At 46.3% G+C, this 23,992-nt stretch carries 14 protein-coding genes; 11 read left to right on the forward strand and 3 right to left on the reverse strand.

Features of this window, described 5'->3' with window-relative positions:
- Window positions 1-253 precede the first annotated feature (253 nt).
- From K0I73_RS12125 to K0I73_RS12135, 3 genes are all read right to left on the reverse strand, one after another.
- The gene (locus K0I73_RS12125) at window positions 254-1,342 is read right to left on the reverse strand and encodes a glycoside hydrolase family 16 protein (protein ID WP_220061360.1); all 1,089 of its coding nucleotides are present in this window, start codon (window positions 1,340-1,342) and stop codon (window positions 254-256) included.
- Window positions 1,343-1,537: 195 nt separating this feature from the next.
- A complete protein-coding gene (locus tag K0I73_RS12130) occupies window positions 1,538-4,105 on the reverse strand; it encodes a glycoside hydrolase family 3 protein (protein ID WP_220061361.1) in 2,568 nt (855 codons plus the stop codon).
- A 51-nt stretch (window positions 4,106-4,156) separates the two neighbouring features.
- A complete protein-coding gene (locus K0I73_RS12135; RefSeq protein WP_220061362.1) occupies window positions 4,157-5,437 on the reverse strand; it encodes a sugar MFS transporter in 1,281 nt (426 codons plus the stop codon).
- Window positions 5,438-5,835: 398 nt separating this feature from the next.
- Between K0I73_RS12135 and K0I73_RS12140 the strand changes: the two genes are divergently transcribed.
- From K0I73_RS12140 to K0I73_RS12190, 11 genes are all read left to right on the forward strand, one after another.
- Window positions 5,836-7,164: a GH1 family beta-glucosidase gene (locus K0I73_RS12140; RefSeq protein ID WP_220061363.1), complete on the forward strand. Its 1,329-nt coding sequence runs from the start codon at window positions 5,836-5,838 to the stop codon at window positions 7,162-7,164.
- Window positions 7,165-7,182: 18 nt separating this feature from the next.
- The gene (locus K0I73_RS12145) at window positions 7,183-8,724 is read left to right on the forward strand and encodes an MFS transporter (RefSeq protein WP_220061364.1); all 1,542 of its coding nucleotides are present in this window, start codon (window positions 7,183-7,185) and stop codon (window positions 8,722-8,724) included.
- Between the two features lie 46 nt (window positions 8,725-8,770).
- Window positions 8,771-10,099, forward strand: coding sequence for a glycoside-pentoside-hexuronide (GPH):cation symporter (locus K0I73_RS12150; protein WP_220064365.1), 1,329 nt, complete (start codon window positions 8,771-8,773; stop codon window positions 10,097-10,099).
- A 38-nt stretch (window positions 10,100-10,137) separates the two neighbouring features.
- The gene (locus K0I73_RS12155; RefSeq protein WP_220061365.1) at window positions 10,138-11,136 is read left to right on the forward strand and encodes a LacI family DNA-binding transcriptional regulator; all 999 of its coding nucleotides are present in this window, start codon (window positions 10,138-10,140) and stop codon (window positions 11,134-11,136) included.
- Between the two features lie 1,277 nt (window positions 11,137-12,413).
- Window positions 12,414-15,416, forward strand: a complete 3,003-nt coding sequence (locus K0I73_RS12160; protein ID WP_220061366.1) for a TonB-dependent receptor — start codon at window positions 12,414-12,416, stop codon at window positions 15,414-15,416.
- Between the two features lie 164 nt (window positions 15,417-15,580).
- Window positions 15,581-17,131 (forward strand): tryptophan halogenase family protein, encoded by a 1,551-nt coding sequence (locus K0I73_RS12165; RefSeq protein ID WP_220061367.1) that lies wholly within the window; start codon window positions 15,581-15,583, stop codon window positions 17,129-17,131.
- Window positions 17,132-17,184: 53 nt separating this feature from the next.
- Complete coding sequence (locus tag K0I73_RS12170) at window positions 17,185-17,922, forward strand: SapC family protein (RefSeq protein WP_220061368.1); 738 nt, start codon at window positions 17,185-17,187, stop codon at window positions 17,920-17,922.
- Window positions 17,923-17,945: 23 nt separating this feature from the next.
- A complete protein-coding gene (locus K0I73_RS12175) occupies window positions 17,946-18,962 on the forward strand; it encodes a cupin-like domain-containing protein (protein WP_220061369.1) in 1,017 nt (338 codons plus the stop codon).
- Window positions 18,963-19,010: 48 nt separating this feature from the next.
- The gene (locus tag K0I73_RS12180; RefSeq protein ID WP_258405182.1) at window positions 19,011-20,504 is read left to right on the forward strand and encodes a tryptophan halogenase family protein; all 1,494 of its coding nucleotides are present in this window, start codon (window positions 19,011-19,013) and stop codon (window positions 20,502-20,504) included.
- Window positions 20,505-20,559: 55 nt separating this feature from the next.
- Entirely contained in the window at window positions 20,560-21,279 is a 720-nt protein-coding gene (locus tag K0I73_RS12185) for a DUF6445 family protein (RefSeq protein WP_220061370.1), read from the forward strand.
- A 42-nt stretch (window positions 21,280-21,321) separates the two neighbouring features.
- Window positions 21,322-23,913, forward strand: a complete 2,592-nt coding sequence (locus K0I73_RS12190) for a beta-glucosidase (RefSeq protein WP_258405183.1) — start codon at window positions 21,322-21,324, stop codon at window positions 23,911-23,913.
- Window positions 23,914-23,992: the final 79 nt, after the last annotated feature.

Here is a 23,992-nt window from a genome sequence, read left to right on the forward strand (position 1 = left end):
TATCTATCTCTCTTATTATTAACGGCAAAGTCAGTATGCCATCCCAATGAAAAAGCAGGTAATAACGATTTAATCATACTTTTAGCAAAAGATACTAAGCTAGGGCGTTATTCATTGACAGTAATACTCTTTGGCTGCATTCGTATTCAAACAGAGACAGTGGACACTCGCGAAATAGAACGATTAGTGCAGCATTCACACCTTTCACACTTAAAGCGCCGTTGAACCTTCTTTAAAAGGCGAGCATGCTGAATCAAAAATCGTCAGCATTGCCATTTAAATTAGGCGTTTGATGCCCCTCAACGACTGGCGCAGATTCATCTATCGCGCCGCAGCCAACCCCAGTGGCTGGCGAGATGCTGCATTGATACACCCTGACATAATCAATCAGCATCGCTTGGGGAAATACCCTGCCATCAATTCCAGTATCATTGACATTCCCTGCCCATGCACCGCCAACCGCTAGATTGAGAATTAAGTGAAAGACTTGATTGAAGGGCGCGTCATTGTCACCAGTGATCAACTGACCGTCGTGCATATATTGGCTATACCAACCAGATGATCGCTGGGTGGCATAATGCACTTTGTCCACATACCAGCGGATCTCTCCCGCTTGCCACTCAATGGCATAGGTGTGAAAATCATCGGCTGGATTAAGATCATTGGGTAAACGATATCCTTGACCGGAATAGACGTTTTCAGGCCAATTCCGTCCGTAATGTAAAGTCCCATACACTCGAGACTCAAGCGCATCGGCACCCGCTCCCTCCCTGTCACTGCGCGCCTTTAAATTTACCGCCTCCATAATGTCAATCTCACCAGACGCAGCCCAGTCGCCATAAACCCAATCAGTGGGTAGCATCCAGATAGCTGGCCAGGTGCCTTGCCCCTGAGGCAATTTGGCGCGGATCTCAAATCGTCCATATTGCCAGTCGCCCTTTTTGGCCGTTCGTAGCCGTGCCGAGGTATAAGGCAAGGTTTTACTCTTGTCTGATGCATCATAATTGGCATCATCATCCTGCAATGCAGGACCACTGTAACGCTCCGATTTTGCAACGATATTAAGTATACCGTTACGGACAAATGCGTTATCAGCTCTGTCGGTATAGCACTGCTGCTCTGCATTCCCGCCACCAAAGCAGTTCACTTCAAACTCCCAACGCGTGACATCGATATCTGGCGCGTCGAATTCATCACGCCACACCAAGTTCCACCCACCACTATGATAGGTAGTCGATGTATGCTGAGACGCTTCAATTGCAGACCCACCAGAGGCGCAGCCCACAAGGCCAAACATCAGCGACGTCAACAGCAGTCCCATCGCATTACGATTCAATATCATTGAGATGTTTCCTTTCAAAATAAACGCCACCTACAGCTGATACACGGTTTCAATTGGGCGTAACCAGATGCACCGAATAGATCGCGTAAGTTAACGAGGGTGGAGACCCATCATCGGAAAAATGGCAACAGGCTCAACACGCTGACTATCTTTAGTCCTAAAAGGAAGTCGCTGAACCACCCGCTGAAATTTAACCTATTGACAGCTCACCGTCGCCGCGTCGGCTTGAGAAGGTAAAATGGCAATATTCGCCAGTCCCATCGACAACCGACCTTTAGTCTTCAATGAAAAAGGCTCGATCACACGACTAAAATCAACCCCCTGCTCCGCAAAACAGTTTAGATCGACCGTGATAGTTGTCCACGATTTAACAGGTAACTGCGCCAAGACACTCGATAAGTCGATGCTGGTTGAGCAGCTCGGTTCACAATCCATACTCAACTGCACAGCTTGGGTTTGAGGCTCAAGCAGTTGCAGATCAAAACTTAACACTGACTGGGTTTCACTAAATCCTCTAAGATCGCGAGGAAAAGCGCCATAGATAGCGACAGCCCCCTCCGCTTTTCCATTAAAAGTAAATAGACGCGCATCCTCCTGCACCCTCTTATCGATAGTACGAGTGTAAACCACATCATTTTGTTGGATCGTATCTATGATAGCTTGATTGTCACCATCGGCAGCGATGCCCATCACCCAAGGCGTAACCGCAGTACGTTCAAACAAGTGTAACGCCACTAAATCATCACGATTTCGCTGCACCTCTACAGGTAAATCATTACTTAATTGACCAGACTCTCCCGCACGTAAACCAAAGCCATAGGGCAAGAGTGGCTGGTAATCGGTATCAAAACGATTTACCTGCGTTTGATCGACCCTCGCAGGCCAAGAGAAAGATAACCGACCTTTAAAATCATACTGCACCTTATCCTGGGCATCTAGTAACAACACTTGTGCTATGCCATCGCCTTCCGAACCCGGTAACCATGCCGCCACAAATGCATCCGATGCATTGAGCTCAGGATTAACCCACATAGGACGGCCGCTAATAAACACAGATACCACAGGAATACCTTGGTCCTTTAGCGATTGCAGCAGGGCTAAATCGCGTTTATTACCTCTTTGGTATTCCAAATCATCAATATCACCGTTGCCTTCGGCATAGGGCTCTTCACCAAAAACAACGATGGCAACATCGGGTCTATTGTTGAAACGACCATCTCGGCTCAACTCAATTTCCCCTCCTGCGGCGACAACTTGCTCAGCCAATCCCGCGTAGATAGAGCGACCACCAGGAAAATCGGCATTGGTATTGTTAGTGCCTTGCCAAGTGATTGTCCAGCCGCCAGATTGTTTACCGATATTGTCAGCCGCATCGCCAGCCACTAATATTCTTTGCTTAGGGGATAGTGGCACTATGCCTTGATTGTTTTTCAGCAATACAAGCGACTCTCTCACCGCTTGTCTGGCAATATCTCTGTGTGCTTTTGAGCCAATTAACTGGGTCTTACCCGCGAGTGGACGACTCTTAGGACTCGGTTTTTCAAATAAACCCGCGCGCAGTTTCACTCGTAAAATCCGGCTGACCGCATCATCGATACGACTCATGGGTATCTCACCCGATCTAGCCTGAGCTAAGGTATTATCATATAAGGGTTTCCATGCTGAAGTCGGTACCATATAGATATCAAGACCCGCATTCGCCACACGAGCACAACTCTCATTGCTGCAGCCGTCGATCTGTCCATGGCCATTCCAATCGCCAACCACTAAGCCATCGAATCCCATCTGCTGTTTTAGCACTTGGGTCATGAGGTAGTGATCACCGTGGATCTTCTCGCCATTCCAGCTATTAAATGAGGCCATCACAGTTTGCGCCCCCGCCGTTAATCCGCCAACATAGCCCTGTGCATGAATGTCAAAAAGCGCTTGCTCTGAGGCGGTATTGTTGCCCTGATCAACCCCGCCTTCCGTACCACCATCACCAAGAAAATGTTTCACCGTTGAGATGACATGTTGCTCATCTAAAAAGGTGTCTCCCACTCTACCTTGCAAACCTGTTACTATGGCTGCAGAGTAGGCTTTAACTATGTCAGGATCTTCAGAATAACCTTCATAGGTTCGTCCCCAACGATCATCACGCACCACGGCAACCGTAGGAGCAAACACCCAATCAATTCCCGTGACCATGACTTCACGGGCTGTAACTGCTGCCACCTGCTCTATCAATTGTGGGTTATTGGCAGCACCTAACCCAATATTGTGTGGAAACAAGGTTGCACCAACCACATTGTTATGACCATGCACCGCATCTGTGCCCCACATTGTGGGTATGTTAGCGCCATCTAACGAATCATCGACAGAGGCCTGATACATTGCCTCAGCCAAAGCAATCCAATCCGCTGGCGTTGCATGCTTGTCGTTATTAGGGAAAGCCCCGCCACCATTAAGGTAAGAACCAAAACCATAACGACGCATATCCTCAACGCTGATATCTCTGATCTCAGGTTGGATCATCTGGGCAATTTTTTGCTCTAAGGTCATCCCCTGCAAAATCGAGCTAATACGCTGATCTATTTCGCTTTGCTGCCCCAAAGGTAACTTGAGCTTCGGCCATACTAAGCTGGCATCGGGTGACAGTTCACTCCCAACAGGGGCCTGATTGGCTTTATCTATGGCAGCATTTACCCTAGCATTATCGGTCGAACACGCTGAAAATGCGGCAATGATGGCCAAAGGCAACACTATTTTTGAACCATGAAACATATGAAAAGTCCTTAATCGTCTTTTTTCTTATTAATGTCATCAACCGCGAGTTCAAACGACCGGTTGGCTGCCTTTAACGCCATAAAACACAATGTAGCTGTAGCAAAGCACGGGAAGGATAAAGGCGAGTTGAATACCAAAACTATCAGCCATTGCTCCCTGCAATAGCGGCACAATTGCGCCGCCCACAATCGCTAAACATAACCAACCCGAGCCTTGCGACGTATGCGGGCCTAGTTTTTGTATCGCTAAACTAAAGATGGTTGGAAACATAATCGAATTAAATAAACCCACGGCAAGAATCGCCAACATGGCTAACTTTCCGCTAGTCACCATGGCCAAAATGACGAGGCAACCCGCGACCAAGGCATTAACCCCTAACACTTTGCCAGCAGCAATTTTTTGCATAACCGCTGAGCCGATAAAACGCCCCACCATAGCGCCGCCCCAATAATAGGTAATGTACTTAGCTGCCTCAGCTTCCGCTAGCCCCGCGATATGAGATTCTCCAAGAAAATTTACTAAGAAACTACCAATAGAAACTTCAGCCCCAACATAGAGGAATATAGCTACAGTCCCCAAAGCAAGGTGGCGATGCTGCAACGCATTGGTTTTACCTAAGTGCTCAACTACATTGCTGTTACTGTTGCTGCCGCTTGAGTGCTCGGTAATCACAGGTAACTTAAGCTGATAAAAAATCACCGCTAGCATAGCTAACAGCGCAGATAAAATCAGATATGGCAGTTTTACTTGCTCAGCCTCTGCTTGCGCATGGCTTAACTCACTGCCCGCACCCACGGCTACAGAGAGGATCAACACGGCGCCAAAATAGGGCGCTACCGTGGTACCCAAAGCATTAAATGCTTGAGTCAAATTTAAGCGGCTTGATGCGGTTTCGGCTCTGCCTAGCGCGTTGACATAAGGATTAGCAGCCACCTGTAATACGGTGATCCCTGATGCCAACACAAATAAAGCCGCTAAAAAAAGACCGTAAATAGCCTGATCTGCTGCGGGATAGAAAAGTGCGCACCCAGCACTGCCAATGAGCAACCCAGTCACAATACCTTTTTGGTATCCCAACTTCTTTACCAGCTTACCCGCAGGAATAGACACCAAAAAGTAAGCCCCAAAGAAGCAAAACTGAATCAGCATCGCTTCGGTGTAACTCAGTGAAAAAACGGCTTTAAGGTGAGGAATAAGAATGTCGTTTAGGCAGGTAATAAATCCCCACATGAAAAAAAGAGAGGTCAAAGAAACCAACGCAAAGCGATGGTTATCGCCATTGCTTGCATCCAAAATAGTGCTATCCGACATCATTGGTGAACCTGCCATAATTACCTCTATATTATTGTGAAACAACCCTAACCAACATCGACTTACTCCAGACTTTACTCGCGGTTTGACTACTTTTCAGATCAACTCATGACGTAAATATATTGACCTTTACTCTTTTAGCCTCTAATCTCGATGTAAGCGCTTTCATTTATAGCACAGCAGCAACGAAATACAAGCATAGAGTCAATATTTAAGTAAGCGCTTACAAAAGAGTGATATGATGGATAAAATCCTTGAGGATTAGACAAGACACTCAAGATGTAACGCCATCATTGACACAGATTATTTATGATTAACCTTGGGTTGGTCGATTCGCTGATTTGGCATCACCAAGCCCATAAGCGAACAACACCAACAATAAAATGAATTATTTTAAGGGATTGATATAGCTTGTTATGAACATTTTACTGCCAGATAACTCACCTATGTTAACACCAGAATTTACCTACGGCGTTGCAACGGCTTCTTTTCAAATTGAGGGCGGCGCACAATATCGACTCCCCTCTATCTGGGATACTTTTTGCAATACTCCACATAAAATCCGCGATGGTTCAAATGGCGAAATAGCTTGTGACCACTTTCATCTATGGCGGCAAGATATTGATCTGATTGACTCACTCGAAGTAGACGCTTATCGCCTTTCTATCTCTTGGCCACGGGTGATGACCCAAACGGGCGAACTCAATCCTAGCGGGGTGGATTTTTACATTCAGATCCTCGATAGATTGATCGCCAAGGGCATTAAACCATACGTCACTCTATATCACTGGGATCTACCACAGTATTTAGAAGACCGCGGTGGTTGGCTCAACCGTGATACCGCATTCCAATTTAGGCACTATGCAGACCTTATCTCTGAAGCCTTTGGCGACAGAGTCTTTGCCTATGCGACGTTAAATGAGCCATTTTGCAGTGCCTATTTAGGCTATGAAGCGGGTATTCACGCCCCTGGTATTCAAGGTAAACAGTTTGGCAAGAAAGCCGCACATCACCTGCTGTTAGGCCATGGTTTAGCGCTTGAAGTTCTGCGAAAAAATGCCCCCGATGCCCAACATGGCATAGTGTTAAATTTTACCCCTTGCTATGCAGAAACCGACAACCACGAAGATAGAGAGGCCGCCAAACTGGCAGATGACCATTTTAACCAATGGTATATCAAGCCTATTTTTGACGGAGCCTATCCCGACCTACTCACCTCGTTACCCGCCGATGAATGCCCGGATATTAAAGAGGGAGATCTAGCCATTATTTCAGCTCCTGTCGATTACCTCGGCATCAACTTTTATACTCGCGCGGTCTATCGAAGCGATCCGGTTGCAGGGTTTAAAGATGTGCCACCAAAGAATGTCCCCATTACCGACATGGGTTGGGAGATCTACCCCAAAGCTTTTAGCGACCTACTGATCTCTCTTAACCAAACATACCGTCTGCCGCCAATATTTATCACTGAGAATGGTGCTGCGATGGCGGATAAACTGCTTGATGGCAAAGTTGATGATTATGATAGAGTCGCGTACTACCATGAGCATCTTAATGCCGTTAATGACGCCATTAGTGCCGGCGTTGATATTCGCGGTTATTTCGCCTGGAGCTTAATGGATAACTTTGAGTGGGCAGAAGGCTACCTTAAACGATTTGGTATCGTTTACGTGGATTACCACACACAAAAAAGAACCATCAAAGCCAGTGGTCATGCATTTAAAGAACTGATTAGTAAAAGATAATAATAACTAGGATAACTAATGAGTAAATTGCCTTTGTACGAAAAAGTAGGCTATGCGATGGGAGATGCCGCCGCCAACCTTGTTTGGCGCGGTGCCCTAGCCTACTTAGCAGTGTTTTACACCGACACCTTCGGTCTCACCGCCGCTGCAGCGGCTATGCTCTTCTTAGTTGTACGTCTCTCTGATGGCGTCACCGACATTATTATGGGAATGGTTGCCGATAGAACCGAGACTCGCTACGGCAAATTTCGTCCCTGGATCCTTTGGTCTACCCCCATGCTGGCACTGTTTATGGTGCTCTGCTTCACCACGCCAGACCTCAGCGCCGACGGCAAACTTATCTATGCGTATATTACCTATATTGGCCTGACACTGGCCTATACCTTTAATAATGTACCTTACTCTGCCCTGATGGGAGTAATGACACCAAGCGATACCCAACGAGCCAGTTTATCCGGCTACCGCTTTGCAGGTGCGTTTGCTGGCGGCTTGTTAGTCATGGGTTTTCTCCCCGACTTAGTAGCTTATTTGGGTAGCGGAGATGATGCTAAAGGTTACCAGTACACAATGTATCTCTTTGCCGCGCTGCTCTCGGTGTTAATGCTCATCACATTTATGACGACCAAGGAGCGGATTCGTCCAGCAAAACGCGATGAAATTAGCTTAAAAACAGAAATAAGCGATCTGGTTAAAAACCTCCCCTTTATCGTTGTTCCACTACTTGCTGCCACCCTTTTCTTCTATTTTCGCAACCTCATCACAGCGGCCTTTTTTGTGCTGGTTGCCCTTGTAATATGGTGGGCGATAAAACGGATCCTCAGCCAGCCCACCAACCATCTTGGTGGTACCCAAAGGGATATTGTTGATTTACTGACCAACAAGCCTTGGCTGATTTTGTTAGCTATTGGATTTCTAACCATGATGTTCAACGGCATAAAATATGGCGTTATTGCCTACTACTTTAAATATCAAGTGGGTGATGAGTTGATGGCAGGAAAATACTTCATAGCCCTGTTACTGGTGTCCATTCTCGGCGCGCTCGCCACAGGCCATCTATCGCAGATGTTTGACAAGCGACGCCTATTTATCGCCGCGCTGATCGCCAGTGGGATATTAACCGGAAGCTTTTATTGGGTCGACAGTGATAATCTTAGCGCAATATTTATCATGGGCTGCAGCGCTGAATTCTTCGCCGCCATGATGCCAACACTGTTTTTCACTATGCTGGGGGATAGTGCAGATTATTCTGAGTGGAAAAATGGTCGACGCGCCACTGGGCTTATCTATTCTGCCGGTACTTTTGTACAGAAAACTGGCGGTGGCTTTGCTGGCGCGCTCGTATTGGTAGTATTAGCCAGCTACGGTTACGATGGCATGGATAACACCACAGTCAAAGCCTCTCTTCCCGGTATGCAGCTATTAATGAGCTGGATACCTGCGATTTTTGCCTTCTTGGGCGCAGGGCTCATGCTATTTTACCCCTTGAGCCAACAACACAACCAGCAAATTGGTGAAACCTTAATTGCACGCAGAAATGCCATGGAGCCAGCACAATCATGAGCAATAAGAAAAAGCTTGCTTTAAGCAGAGGTAATTAAAAATGTCAGTGATCTCTGTAAAAGAAAAAATAGCTTATGGTTTAGGTGATACCGCCAGTAATATCATTTTTCAAACTGTGATGATGTTTCTGCTCATCTTTTATACCGACGTTGTTGGTCTATCGCCCGCAACCGTTGGCACCCTGTTCCTCGTTGTTAGGGTATTTGATGCCATAACAGATCCAATAATGGGGTCAATTGCCGACAGAACTCATACTCGCTGGGGACAATTTCGCCCCTACCTGATCTGGTTAGCCATTCCCTTTGGACTGCTCAGCGTGCTGGCCTTTACCACGCCAGACTTTAGTGACAGCAATAAGCTACTCTTCGCATTTGTAACCTACACCCTATTAATGATTGCTTATACCGCCATCAATATCCCCTATTGCGCCTTAGGAGGTGTGCTAACCGCAAACCCTAAGGAACGAGTCTCAGTACAATCTTTCCGCTTTGTCTGCGCCATGCTCGGTGGGGTGATTGTCGCATCATGCACCATGCCACTGGTGGAATGGTTTGGTAATGGCGACGCGGCAAAGGGTTATCAGCTCACCATGACAGCGATGAGCTTGGGCGGAGTGATCTTATTTCTGCTCTGTTTTGCCGGAACCAAAGAGCGAATTCACACCTGCGACACTCAGAAAACCCCATTTTTTGAGGGATTACGTCACCTATGGAATAACGATCAAGCTCGTTTATTGTGTCTGTCAGGTCTATTCCTGTTAACTGGGCAAGTATTGCGCATCACCTTGGCCGTCTACTATGTGAAATACTTCTTGCTGCGTGAAGATTTAATTACCGCCTTTATGACCACTGGCATGGTGGGCAGTATGTTAGGGTGTGCGCTGGCACAAAAATTGGCACAACATATGTGTAAGGTAAAAGCCTACATTGGTTTGCAGCTCATCGCCGCCATCATCTGCACAGTGAGCTTTTTCATTCAAGCAGATCAAATTGTCATCGCTTTTATCGCCTTCTTTCTGTGGAAATTTTTCCTCGACATGGCAAGTCCATTACTTTGGGCCAAAATGGCTGATACAATTGACTACGGTCAATGGAAAACCGGTATTCGTGTAACAGGTATGGTTTACTCTACAGTGATCTTTTTTATTAAACTTGGGGTTGCACTCGGTGGTGCTATCGCTGGATGGGCATTAGCGTATTACGGTTATATTGCAGATACCGCGCAAACTGACGCCACTAAAGGGGGAATATTACTCTCATTTACCCTCTATCCAGCAATGGGGTCACTCATTGTAGCTGGTATCATGCGCTGGTATATTTTAGACGACAACCGAGTCGCACAAATACAGCAGGAGTTACAACCTGCTACCGACTAAGTCGATTTACCCTAACTGTGGCGCTTTAAAGGAAGTTTATGGCAACGATTTACGATGTATCTGTACTCGCAGGAGTCTCTCTCGCCACCGTCTCAAGGGTGATGAACAAAAATGCTAAGGTGAGCGAGAAAACCACCCAAAAGGTGCTTGATGCGATGAAGCAGTTAGGATATCGACCTAACGCTATCGCACAATCTCTCGCGTCCAATCGCTCCAACAGTGTTGGTATTTTAGTGTCTGAGCTACATGGTCCCTTTTATGGCTCTATGATGAGTGGCATTGAAGCGGAACTCAGAACCGCAGAGAAGCACGTGATTATTGCTGCTGGTCACAGCGAAGAAGCATTAGAAAAAGATGGCATCGAATTTCTCATTAGCCGCCGATGCGATGCACTCATTTTGCACGTCGAAGCCGTATCAGATGAATACTTAATCGAACTGGTCAACGGCGATATCCCGATTGTGCTGATCAATCGATACATAGCAGAGATTGCCAACCACTGCATTAGCCTTAACAATGAACTAGGTGGTTACTATGCCACTAAAGCACTGCTAGAACAGGGTCATAGGGAGTTCGCTTATATCTCTGGCCCCTCATGGAAAATGGATGCTCAAGATCGTTTAAGCGGCCACCAACGAGCCTTAACAGAGTTTAATGTCCCCTACGATGCCACATTAACTTTTGAGGGTGACTATCAAGAAACTGGTGGCAGCAAAGGAATTAGCTATCTACTTAAGCAGTCTCGACCTTTCACTGCACTTATCTGTGCCAATGATGAGATGGCACTAGGTGCAATGACTGTTATACGAGAGAAAGGGATGATGATCCCTGAGGACATCTCCATCATGGGGTTCGATAACATTTTCTTATCGCAATTTATTCACCCTAAGTTGTCGACTATCGACTACCCCATCAAGCAGATGGGTAAGATGGCCGCAAGTTGGACGCTAAAAAACACCTTCAACCAAGCCGAACAAGAGATCACCCATATCTTTACCCCAAGCTTAGTGATGCGAGATTCTACTCGGCCAGTCTAATCGTAACCTGTATTAGCCTTATCCGAATGCGTAGTGGCCATGAACACACCATGAGCTTACTTTGCCAAGGCAACACACTGAACAAGTGGCTTTCATATACTGATTGATAGAGTGTAGGCATTAGCTTTTTCGATTAAAGCTAGCTGTAAGCGGCGGCTTTATACCAATTAGTATAAAGATGTGATCGCTCAGCGAGAATTTAGCGCTTATGAGGCAAGGGCCTTAATTGCTCCTCTGCTCTAGCATCCTCGGTAACCGCTCCATGCGTTACCTTATCTCCTATATCGATATAGTCGTGCATTAAGGGCATTCACAACATCTGACCTCCAGTGATGGAGGAAATGTCTAAAGTATGTCGGAAACATACAAGCCCCTGTTGATTGCAACAAGTGAAGAGCATAGTTGAACTAGGGTCAAACTCGTTAACACAGCATCAAAAGTGTTAAAACTCGCCTGTTAGTCGTGTTTTTTGGCTTCCTACTTCTGCGTTGAATGGCCTCACAAGGGAATCACCATTCCATCATCCACCCGCCTTGAATTAGGTGCCAAAAAACACGCTGAGTAGATCACTTTCTTATACTGATTGGTATTAACCCTGTTTGAGCAGATCTTCTATAGCGTGCTTATTAAGCCACAATTTAAAAATTTGCTGCCCACTTTCCGTGTTAAACAGCATTTCCAAAAGTTTAGCTAATCTGATGATGTAACCTTTGCAGCCTTCGTTAACGAAACCACCCTCTAAAGACCAAGATGCGACCTTAACTAACATGATGACAACATGGGTATATGCGTAGCCAACAAAAAAATAAAATCGCCTACATTTACATGTTTTAATTTAATAAATAATAGTCGCTTCTACGGTAGTCACTCCCCGTTTACACAACACCACACACTAACAAAGAGAGCGATCCTCTTGCAACCATCTGTTTAAATGGAGATTATTCAAGTTAACGTTCGGAAGCCACTCGGTATCATCCTTTTTAGTCCCCGCCTATTTCATAGCAATCATTCATTCGAAGTCCTCCATAGTACCACCAACAAAAACCAATCAATGCCCAATATCTAGGCTCATCAAAGCTTTTACCAATCAGCTTTTCATACTAATTAAAATCATTAAATGTTAATTTATGGTGAATTTATGTTGACGTAGTTCACAAATTACCCTAATTTTGTGTAAGCGCTTACAAATGGTTAACCTATTTTTTTTACACCAACTTGTAAGCGCTTACATTGCATGAATAAATAAAATTATGATTGAATGCCTCTGGGGGATGGAGATGAAACAACTACTATTTAAAAAGACAAGACTCGCTACAAGTCTATCGTTAGCGCTTAGTGCATCAACGTTAGCGCCAGTCTATGCCGCTGATACCCAAACTACTGAGAATGAAAACATTGAAGTTATTGCCGTAACGGGTATCCGTGGCAGTCTGATTAAATCAATGGATCTTAAGCGAAGTTCCGACGGTATAGTCGATGCGATTAACGCTGAAGATATTGGTAAGTTCCCAGATAGCAACCTTGCTGAATCACTACAACGAATTACCGGTGTTTCGATTGACCGCCAAAACGGTGAAGGAAGTCGTGTATCCGTCCGTGGCTTCGGTGCCGACCAAAACCTCGTCATGCTCAATGGTCGTCAAATGCCTGTGACCACGGGCTCACGCTCATTTGACTTCGCCAACATCGCCTCTGAAGCAATCAGCGCTGTTGAAGTACAAAAAACGAGCCAAGCGAAAAACTCAACCGGTGGTATTGGCGCGACCATTAATATTTTGACCCATAAGCCACTCAGCGCTCCAGGTCTAAAGGCGACGTTCGGCGCCAAAGCAGTAGATGACACTTCAACAGATCAAGGATCTATTACACCAGAATTATCAGGCCTCTACTCAAACACCTTTGCCGATGACAAATTTGGTATCTCTATTTCAGCTAGCTACCAAAAACGCGAAAGTGGTAACCAGCAAGCCCAAGTGGGCACAGGGTGGCGTAGTTTCCCTGGGATTGTCGATCAAGACTGGAGCGGTTCAAATGCTGAATGGGGTGGCGTACCTAAAGATGATAACCAGATCAATCGTCCTGGTGAAGGTGATATTTACTCAGTACCACAAACAACAATTTATCGTTTTGAAGAGCAACAGCGTACCCGCTTAAACGGTCAATTGGTTCTTCAATATCAGCCAACAGACACCATCCGCGCAACCCTTGATTACACCATGATGCAAAATGACATCGACACACAATCGCACGATGTTTCAGCATGGTTTAACTTTGTACCAACCCAAGAAAGCACATGGTCTGATGGCCCAATCTCTTCACCGCTGGTTTACTCAGAACTCTATCCGGATGGCGGCGCAGATCTATCAATGGCAGCTGGTGACTACGGAACGCGTGACAAAAGTGGATCGTTGGGATTCAATATTGAATGGGATGCCACAGAAAATCTTAATCTGGTCTTCGATTATCATAACTCTACAGCGGAACGCTCACCTAATAGCCCAAATGGTAGCAGTAGCAACCTCAGTACCGCAGCCTTTATTCGTACCAGTGCTGCCACAGACTTTACTGGCGATGTTCCGGTACTGGCCGTAGGCGGAGGGAATCAGGTTCGTCCTGAAGATATGCGTGTCACTGGCTCAGTATTTGGTAATGAACGTAATAAATCTGAAATTGAGCAGTTCCAACTTCAAGGTGAATTTATTCTCGAAGAAGCGGGCAGCATAGATTTTGGTATTGCCTTAACTAACGTAAACAATCACTCACAATCGATCAACGTTCAGCGCAATGATTGGGGCGGGGTGGGAGCTGCGGGCGATCTTGACCCAGCTTGGTTCCCAAGCAGTTCTGTACAAGATTTATTTGATGGCTCAAAAGGTGATTTCTCTGACTACCAAGGCAGTGCAGTAACCGATCCGCTTGATACAATTTTCCTTTGGAACTTTGAAGCCGTTCGTGCACGAGCGGCTGAGCTTTACGGTTCAACGGCTGTTGGCGACTGTGGCAATGGTTTCTGCCCATCAAGCAACTACCTTGCAGCTGGCGGAACCGATCGCTTTACTGAAGAAAAATCGAAGTCAGTCTATATCCAATACAACTACGAAGGTGAGATGGGTGAAATGCCATTCGATGTTCACCTTGGTCTACGCTATGAGCAAACAGATGTTGAATCAACCTCTGCGGTACCTTCATATAATAAAGCCAATTGGATAGCTGAAACAGAAATCGCCTTATCTGGCGATGGTGATCAAGTATTCCAGACTCAAGCGGGCGATTATGACTACTTCCTGCCGAATATCAGTTTTAATATTGAAGTAATAGAAGATGTCTATGTTCGAGCCGCATGGGGTGAAACGATTGGACGTCCAGACTATACCTCGATTCAAGGTGGTACCTCAGTAAGCGCACTCGCTAACCGTGGCGGCGGCTCAGGCTCCGCAGGTAATCCTGCACTATTACCGCTTGAATCAACTAACTTCGATTTAGCGACTGAGTGGTACTACGATGAAGCTAGCTATGTGTCTGTCGGGTATTTCCGCAAAGATGTGACTAACTTTATTTCATCAAATCCAATCAACTCAAACGTGTTTAACATCCCTAACCCATCTGCGGGTAAATATGTAGATGAAGCGATAGCGGCTGGTGCAACAACGGCTATTGAGCAGCGTCAGTGGATTTATGACAACTATGGTGCCACCGACCCTAACGTCACCATTAACCCTGATAACGGTAATATCGAGATCATCGGTAATCCAGGCGATCCTGATATGAACTTCATCATCACCTCACCAACAAACGGTGATGAAAGCTCTGTTATCGATGGTTGGGAGTTCGCTGTACAACACTTCTTCGGTGATTCAGGCTTCGGTTTACAAGCCAACTATACCTTAGTGGATGCAGGTGATAGTTTTGACAATGCCAACCTTGGCCGCCCAGGCGATGCCTCACAAAATGTGCTCACCAACATCAGTGATACTGCTAACGCGGTAGCTATCTATGAAAACTACGGTTTCCAAGCACGTTTAGCCTACAACTGGCGTGATGAGTTCCTTAATTCAACAGGTAACGATACTGGTGCTAACCCCACCTACACCGAAGCCTATTCACAGATTGATTTCAATGTGAGTTATGACATTGAAGCAGTTAAGGGCTTAACCGTATTCTTCGAAGGATTAAACATCACTAACGAATACACCCGAACTCATGGTCGTTCGAAATCAGAAGTGTTGAACTACACCCAGACTGGCGCACGATACAGTCTCGGGGCGCGATACACCTTTTAATTAAAAACTGGTGGTAGCGCCCCTCTCGGGGCGCTATGTTAACCAATGAAATGATTTTACTGAACGGTTTGCTTTTAACCGCTGACTAAAATCATTATGCCAACATCAATTCATTTTATCGGCAAATTATTTTTCACTTATAAAGGATAGTCAGATCAAGTCCTATGCATGACTCATTAAAACGCATCGTAATCATAGGTGGTGGTTCAGCAGGTTGGATAACCGCTGGCGTGATTGCCGCCCAGCACAAAACGAATGGTGCAGACGGAATCAATATCACGCTTATTGAGTCGGCAACAATAGCGCCTATTGGCGTTGGCGAAGGTACTTGGCCATCGATGAGAGCCACTTTGCAAAGAATAGGCATCAGCGAAACCGAGTTCATGCTTAGCTGTGACGCCAGTTTTAAACAAGGTTCACAATTTCATGGCTGGCGAAATGGCCGCGACAGTTACTGCCACCCTTTCACCCTCCCTACTGGAATGCAACAGATAAATCTTGCAGGTCATTGGCAACCCTATCGCAAGAAAGTCAGCTTTGCCGATGCCGTCAGTCCTCAAGGACGTGTCGCACAACTTGGCGCAGCCCCTAAACTTATCACCACCAAAGAGTACGATTACCTACTCAACTATGGTTACCACTTAGACGCCGGGAAATTTAGCCAGTTTCTCTCCCAACATTGCACCGAAAAATTGGGGGTGAAACAAATTATCGATGATGTGACCCAGCTCAATAGCCACCACAATGGTGATATTAAATCCGTCACTACCCAAACTCATGGTGATATTGAAGGCGACCTGTTTATCGATTGCAGTGGTTTGAATGCATTATTGATTGGTAAGCATTACCAGATCCCATTTATAGAGCAAAAACAGGTGCTGTTTAATGATTCTGCCTTAGCGGTGCAAGTACCTTATGCAGAAGATGATGCGGCCATCGCATCGTTTACTCACTCGACAGCACAAGGCGCTGGCTGGATTTGGGATATCGGCCTGCCCTCGCGCCGCGGCATTGGTTACACCTATTCCAGCTCTCATACCTCTAATGACGAGGCGGAGCGTGTATTAAGGGCATATATAGCCCCCGCGATTGGTACGGCTAAAGCCGAGCAGGCTTCATTACGAAAACTATCGATTCGCCCCGGTTATCGTGAAAAGTTTTGGCACCGAAATTGTGTGGCCATCGGCATGGCTGCAGGCTTTATTGAGCCACTAGAAGCATCGGCACTGGCCATGGTAGAGCTGTCCGCTAAAATGATCAGCGAACAGTTACCTGCAAACCGACGAGTGATGGATATCACGGCCAAACGCTTTAACCAACGTTTTAACCACCGCTGGCAACGTATTATCGACTTTTTAAAACTGCACTACATCTTAACCGAGCGCAGTGACAGCGACTATTGGATAGATAATTGCGAACGCAACACCATCCCAGAGTCTCTGCAAGAGCTAATGACCCTATGGCAACACCAACTGCCCGATAACTATGACTGCCTCCATACCGAAGCGCTATTTCCGGCGGCCAGCTTTCAATACATACTTTATGGGATGGACTTTAATACCCAAGTGCCCAATTGGCACCGCCAATCACAAACTAGGTTAGCTGAGCAGTTTTTTAATCAAAATGCGACGAAAACCAAACAACTCATTAGCCTGTTGCCAAGCAACAGAAACTTACTGAGCAAGATGGCCGAATATGGCCTCTCTAAAATATAATATTCCATAACCCACTGGTTTAAAAAATATAACGAACAAGAACTGGAGTTAACATGGCAAATACCGTCTTATTAAATAGCGTCGATCACAAAGACCTTAAAGTGATAACTGAACGCAGTGAGACTTATGGCGACAATGTCTGGTATGCACTCACCTTCCCAACCGAGTACCGCAGTGTCCAGGCGTACTACCCCATTTTTTATCAAAAAGACCCCAACACCGGTGAGTTCTACGCAGTGGCACTGTTTGGCTTTAAAGATAAAGAAAACCTATTTATTGACCAAGGACAGTGGACAGTTTCTTATATCCCACTCACAGTGCAGCGCCAACCATTCCTTATTGGAGTAAGGAAGAGCATGGAGAATGGCGTCGAGACGCAGCAAAGAATGTTGCATATTGATATGGATAACCCACGAGTTAACACCGAAAAAGGCGAGTCTTTGTTCCTCGAGTATGGCGGAAACTCCCCCTTCCTCGACAGTGCCGCAGATATGCTTGAAGCCATTCACCACGGCTTAGAAGACAGTAAAATGTTTACTGAGCTACTGATTGAACATCAACTCCTAGAGTCTTTTACCTTAGATGTGGAGCTCGACTCAGGCGCCAAACATCAGATGATCGGCTTTTACACCATCAATGAAGACACCTTAGCCGCCTTAAGCAGTGAGGTGTTAGCCCAACTGCACCATCATGGTTATCTGCAGGCGATTTATATGATGATCGCATCGCAAAATAATATCCGCGATCTACTTAATCGCAAAAATGCCATGCCAATTGCGCAGCAAAATTAGTCGGGCCGCGTTGAGGTAGCAAGATGTTAGCGATTAAACAGCAGGTTCAATGCATTACTACACTGACTCCAGGCGTATTACCCGCCAAGGTAGTTGCTGACAACCAGCCTGTAATTCTTAAAGGTTTTTGTGACCATTGGCCCATTGTCACAGCGGGAAAGCAATCGCTAACCCAAGCCTGTGACTACCTATGTAGCTTATACAGTGGCCGACCAGTAACAGGCTATATGGCGCCAAGCGAGGCCAACGGCCGGGTGTTTTACAACGCCGAGCAAAATGGCTTTAACTACAGCGCAGCTCGCATCGACCTGCCCCAAGTATTGGCGCGAATTTTGTCCCATCAAGACGATGACTGCCCACCAACCCTTTACGTGGGCTCAACCGATGTGACTCAGTTTTTCCCTGGCTTTAGTGAGCACAATACCATCAACGTTGCTGATCAATCGCCGCTGACCAATATCTGGCTTGGCAATCGCAGTAGAATCGCCGCGCATTACGACTTTCCTCATAATGTCGCTTGCTCCGCAGTGGGACGTCGCCGCTTTACCCTTTTCCCTCCGTCACAGGTCGCCAACCTTTATCCTGGACCGATGGAGTTTTCACCAGGTGGTCAAACTATCAGCATGGTGGATTTCGATGCGCCTGACTTTACCCAGTTTCCCAAATTTTCTCAAGCTATTGAGTGTGCGCAAGTTGCGCTACTCGAAGCGGGCGATGCCCTATTTCTCCCCAGTATGTGGTGGCATCATGTAGAGGGACTCGATCCGCTCAACGTATTAGTCACCCACTGGTGGCGTGACTCGCCCAGTTTTATGGGGCGTCCAGACAGCGCGCTACTGCATGCCATGTTAAGCCTCAGGAGCTTGCCAGAAGCACAACGCCAGGCCTGGAAGCACATTTTCAATCATTACATTTTTGACCATCAAGTCGGCGACAGCGACCATATTTTGCCAGAGGCTCAAGGCATGTTGACCACACCACAAAGTGAACACCATGCTCGTCAACTCAGGGCCGAGTTACTTAATCGATTAAAGCGGTAGTTGATAGCGCTGCTACCAACATCCAAATAAGAACAAAGAGGTATTACGGTGAACAATAACAAGCAGATAAAAAAAGTGGTTATCGCTGGCGGTGGCACTGCAGGATGGATGGCTGCGGCCGCATTATCAAAGCTATTAGGTAAAAACCTACAGATCACCTTAGTGGAATCTAACGCGATTCCAACCGTCGGCGTAGGCGAAGCAACCATTCCGACACTGCATATTTTTCACCGTTTACTAGGGATCAAAGAACAGGAGTTTATGGCGGCCACTAACGCCACCTTTAAACTCGGGATCTCGTTTGAAAACTGGAAAGATGGTAATGATGATTACATCCATTCGTTTGGATTTCTCGGTAAAGATTGCTGGGCTACGGGTTTCCCAAGCTTTTGGGTAAAGGGGCGCCAACAGGGGATTGCAAGCGACATTGGCGATTACTGCACCGAGCATGTAGCGGCCAGACGCGGGCGCTTTGCTGTGCTCCCCGATCGCGACTTAAATCATGCCTATCATCTTGATGCAGGCCTTTATGCTAAGTTTTTACAAAACATCGCTTTTAACCATGGATGTACCCGCGTTGAAGGCAAAATAGATACCGTGCAACTTGATGATGCGTCTGGGTATATTCAGTCGTTGCAGCTAGACAACGGAAAAACCGTTGAGGGGGATCTATTCTTAGATTGCACAGGCTTTAGCGGACTACTTATCGATAAGGCATTGCACACAGGTTTTGAAGATTGGGGCCACTGGCTACCCTGCGACAGAGCCATAGCAGTGCAAACCAGCTGCACAGACAAACAAGTGCCTTATACCCGTTCTATCGCACGTGATGCGGGTTGGCAGTGGCGCATTCCACTGCAAAACCGCACTGGCAATGGTCTCGTTTATTGCAGTCACTACATGAGCGAGGAGCAAGCAAAAGCCTTTTTACTTGCCAATGTTGAAGGTGACTTACTCACAGAGCCACGAGTTATTCGTTATCAAACTGGGACTCGCAAACAACATTGGAATAAAAACTGTGTGGCCATAGGACTGGCAAGTGGTTTTATCGAACCCTTAGAATCGACAGGTATTCACCTATTCCAGCGCGGCATTATCCGCTTGATGCAGATGTTCCCGCTCAGTGGCATCAACCAATCTGATGTGAATGAGTTTAACGCGCAGACCAAATTTGAGTGCGATAATATCCGTGATTTTATTATCTTGCATTACCACCTTACCGAACGCACCGATACGCCGTTTTGGCGTTACTGCAAAAATATGCAGATCCCCGAAACATTGCGCCATCGCATGCAACATTTTAAAGATGCTGCGCGAATGTTCAAAAAAGATGGCGAACTGTTTGGCGAAAGTTCTTGGGTGCAGGTGATGTTAGGCCAAGGGCTCATGCCGGAGCAGTATCATCCAATTGTCGATACCATGTCAGATGCTGAGCTAAAAAGCTTTCTCGACACACTTAAGGGAAATGTGGCGAAGCAGGTGGATAACTTCCCCGATCACTATGACTTTATCCAAAACTATTGCAAATCGACGTCGATGTAGCCCAACTCAGACAAGGGGTTGTATTGTCCCTTGTCCAGAAAGAAGAACAGAACCTATGGCCCAAGAAGATCAACTCATTAATCCAAGCATTCACCTAACGGTTAAAAAGGTTGGTCGAGAGCAAACCCCGATAATCATTGTTGATAATTTCTCGAATGATACCGAGCAGCTAATCAATTATGCCAAGTATCGTTGCGATTTTACTACGGATGACTCTTCATATTACCCTGGTGTTCGTTCAGCTCTGCCTAAAACCTATGTGAATGCTGTGCTCAATATGCTGTACCAGACTATTTATGATGTTTATCAAATCCCACCGGAGTTTCTCCTCAGGCCACGCAATTACTGTTTTTCATTGATCAGTCATCAACCAGAACAGTTAATGATGCTCCAGCGGATGCCTCATTTTGATACGCTAAGCCCCAACTATTTTGCCATTCTTCACTACCTTGGCCCACACAGCCACGGAGATACGGGTCTTTTTCGCCATCGCCCCACAAACTGGGAACGCATAGATCAAGCACGAAGTGAACACTATTTTAGCGCGGCCAATGCGCATATAAAGCAGCATGGTGAGCCACAAGCGGGGTATTTCGTCGCCAGTGATCACCATTTCGAACTCTTTGATCGTATCGAATATCGACCCAATCGGCTTGTTGTCTATCCTGGCAATCTCCTTCACTCGGTTTTAATTGAGCCCAATAAAGATATTGATAGCGATCCAACGACAGGAAGGCTTACTGCCAATATTTTTGTAGAGTTCACCAATCCATAACCCCCAGACATTGAGTCACTTTTACTAATACGGAATATCACAATGAAGAGATTGACGTTAACCTCATTGACGGTCTGCAGCTTACTCTCCAGCTGCAGCATGCCTCAGACAGTACAGCACAGCGATATGGGTATCGCGATGCTATCAACTCACGATGTTATCAACAACACGACCACCAAAAAGGCGCGACTAGATAGTGTCGAACAACGTATTCAAGCACTACTGCCACAATTGACCTTAGACGAAAAAATATCACTGGTTCATGCCAATGGTAAGTTTACGATTGCAGCGGTTGAGCGGCTGGGTATTCACGAAATGTGGCTCTCTGATGGCCCGCATGGAGTACGCCACGAAATTGAACGTGACAGCTGGAACTCCGCCAATTGGAGTAGCGACTATGCAACGTATCTGCCGGTATTAACCGCCGTTGCCGCCAGTTGGAATCCAGAGATGGCCACCCTACATGGCGATGTACTCGGTAGCGAAGCCCGCCACCGTAGTAAAGACTTAATTCTTGGCCCTGGGGTCAACTTAGCCCGCCTCCCCCTTTATGGTCGTAACTTCGAATATTTGGGCGAAGATCCTTATCTAGCAGCGACCTTAGTGGTACCACAAATTAAAGCGATTCAACAAAATGATGTCGCAGCAACCGTTAAGCACTATGCCCTTAATACCCAAGAGCTTAATCGCATCGGTGTCAATGCCACCCCTAGCGAACGCACTTTACGCGAAGTCTATCTGCCCGCATTTGAAGCAGCGGTTAAACAAGCCAATATTTACGCAGTGATGGGGTCTTACAATGAGTTTAGAGGCACTAACGCTAACCAGAGCAAACATTTAGTTAACGATATTCTCAAAGGCGAATGGGGCTATCAAGGCTTACTCGTGACCGACTGGAATGTCGACATCAATACTTATGACGCGGCGATGAATGGCTTAGATATCGAGATGGGGACCGATGTCGACAGCTACGATAAATATTTCATGGCCGAGCCACTCAAAGCGATGATCCAAGCAGGTACAGTACCAGAATCGGTGCTCGACGATAAGGTTGCCCGTATTTTGCGGGTCCAGCTCAGTATCGGCATGATGGATAAAAACCGTCTCGCAGGCGAGCGTAATACTCAAGCGCACCGGGATGCGGCTCGAAAAATCGCCCAAGAGGGTATCGTATTACTTAAAAATAGTCGCCAAGTACTGCCCCTCGACCAAAACAAAATAAGCAACATTCTTGTACTCGGACCTAATGCCGACACAAAACATGGACTCGGTGGCGGTTCGTCTGAAGTAAAATCCCTTTATGAGATAACGCCGCTAGCAGGCCTCAAGGCAAAACTTGGCAGTGATGTTAACATCACCGTAATGCGTGCTAAAAGTAGCAAGCTAGCACCTATCAGCAATGACTATGTCGCTACACGTCACTGGACAGGCACCCCTTCTTGGAACATCCTCTACTATCAAGATAAAGCCCGAACTCAACTGGTCAAAGAGTCTTGGGTTGCTGACTCCAAGTTTGCAGTCTCCCCCATGCAAACAGTTGATGTCGCCAGCCAACACATCACTATGAAAGCAGATCTCAAACCGCTAATGTCTGGCAAACATACCTTTAAACTTGAAGGGAAAGGCGAAACTCTTATTAAGCTTAATGGTGAGACGATTATCAAGACTAGCTCTAACCAATCGAACACGGCTACGTTTTCAGCAAACCTAATAGCCGATCAGGTCTACCAAGTATTCATTGAGTACGATGGTCAACAGGGATTTGTGCTGGGCTGGGATACCCCGAATAAACTGTTTAACAGTGAAGCTGAGTACCTCGACGCAGCAAAACACGCCGACGCGGTGATCTATTTCGGTGGCCTTAGTCACAGTGATGACCGAGAGTCTATTGACCGTAGCGATCTATCCCTTCCCAATCAACAAGATGAAATTATCGAAAAGCTACTGCAAGCAAACCCCAATACCATAGTGTCACTAACCGCTGGCTCAGCAGTGGAGATGCCTTGGGAAGCACAAGCTTCAACCATAGTGTGGAATTCCTATAGCGGTATGGAAGGGGGACATGCAATTGCGGATATGTTGTTTGGTGACGTAAATCCAAGTGGAAAGATGCCGTTCACCCTACCAAAAAAACTGGCAGATACGGCACCAATCGCACTCGATGACTACAACGCCATTAACGCGAAATACAGTGAAGGGGTATTTATTGGTTATCGCTGGTTTGAGCAGCAACACATTGCGCCGCTATTTAGTTTTGGCCATGGATTGTCATACAGTCAATTTGGCTATAGCGACCTCAACATCTCATCTCAATCAGCCGATGATGATGCGCTGTTTAGCGTCAGTTTTAACCTAAGTAACACCAGCCAAGTCGCAGGTGCTGAAGTAGCTCAACTCTATCTTCATGATCTCAAAGCGAGCGTGTCGCGACCGCTAAAAGAGTTAAAGGGCTTTAGTAAAGTGTTTCTGCAACCCAATGAAACACAACGCGTCACACTCAAGCTGTCAAAGAGAGACCTATCATTTTGGGACGAAACCAGTAATGACTGGTTGGCGCAACCCGGTGAGTTTTCACTGATGATTGGCAGCGCAGTGGATGACATCAGACTCAAAAAAACATTTATTCTGCGTTAAGAGACCTGTATTTCAGCGTGGCCTACTTTACCACGCTGAAATACAACCCTAACACCACACGGTAACAACCAAGATAAAA

This window comes from Shewanella mesophila (assembly GCF_019457515.1).
GTDB lineage: Bacteria > Pseudomonadota > Gammaproteobacteria > Enterobacterales > Shewanellaceae > Shewanella > Shewanella mesophila.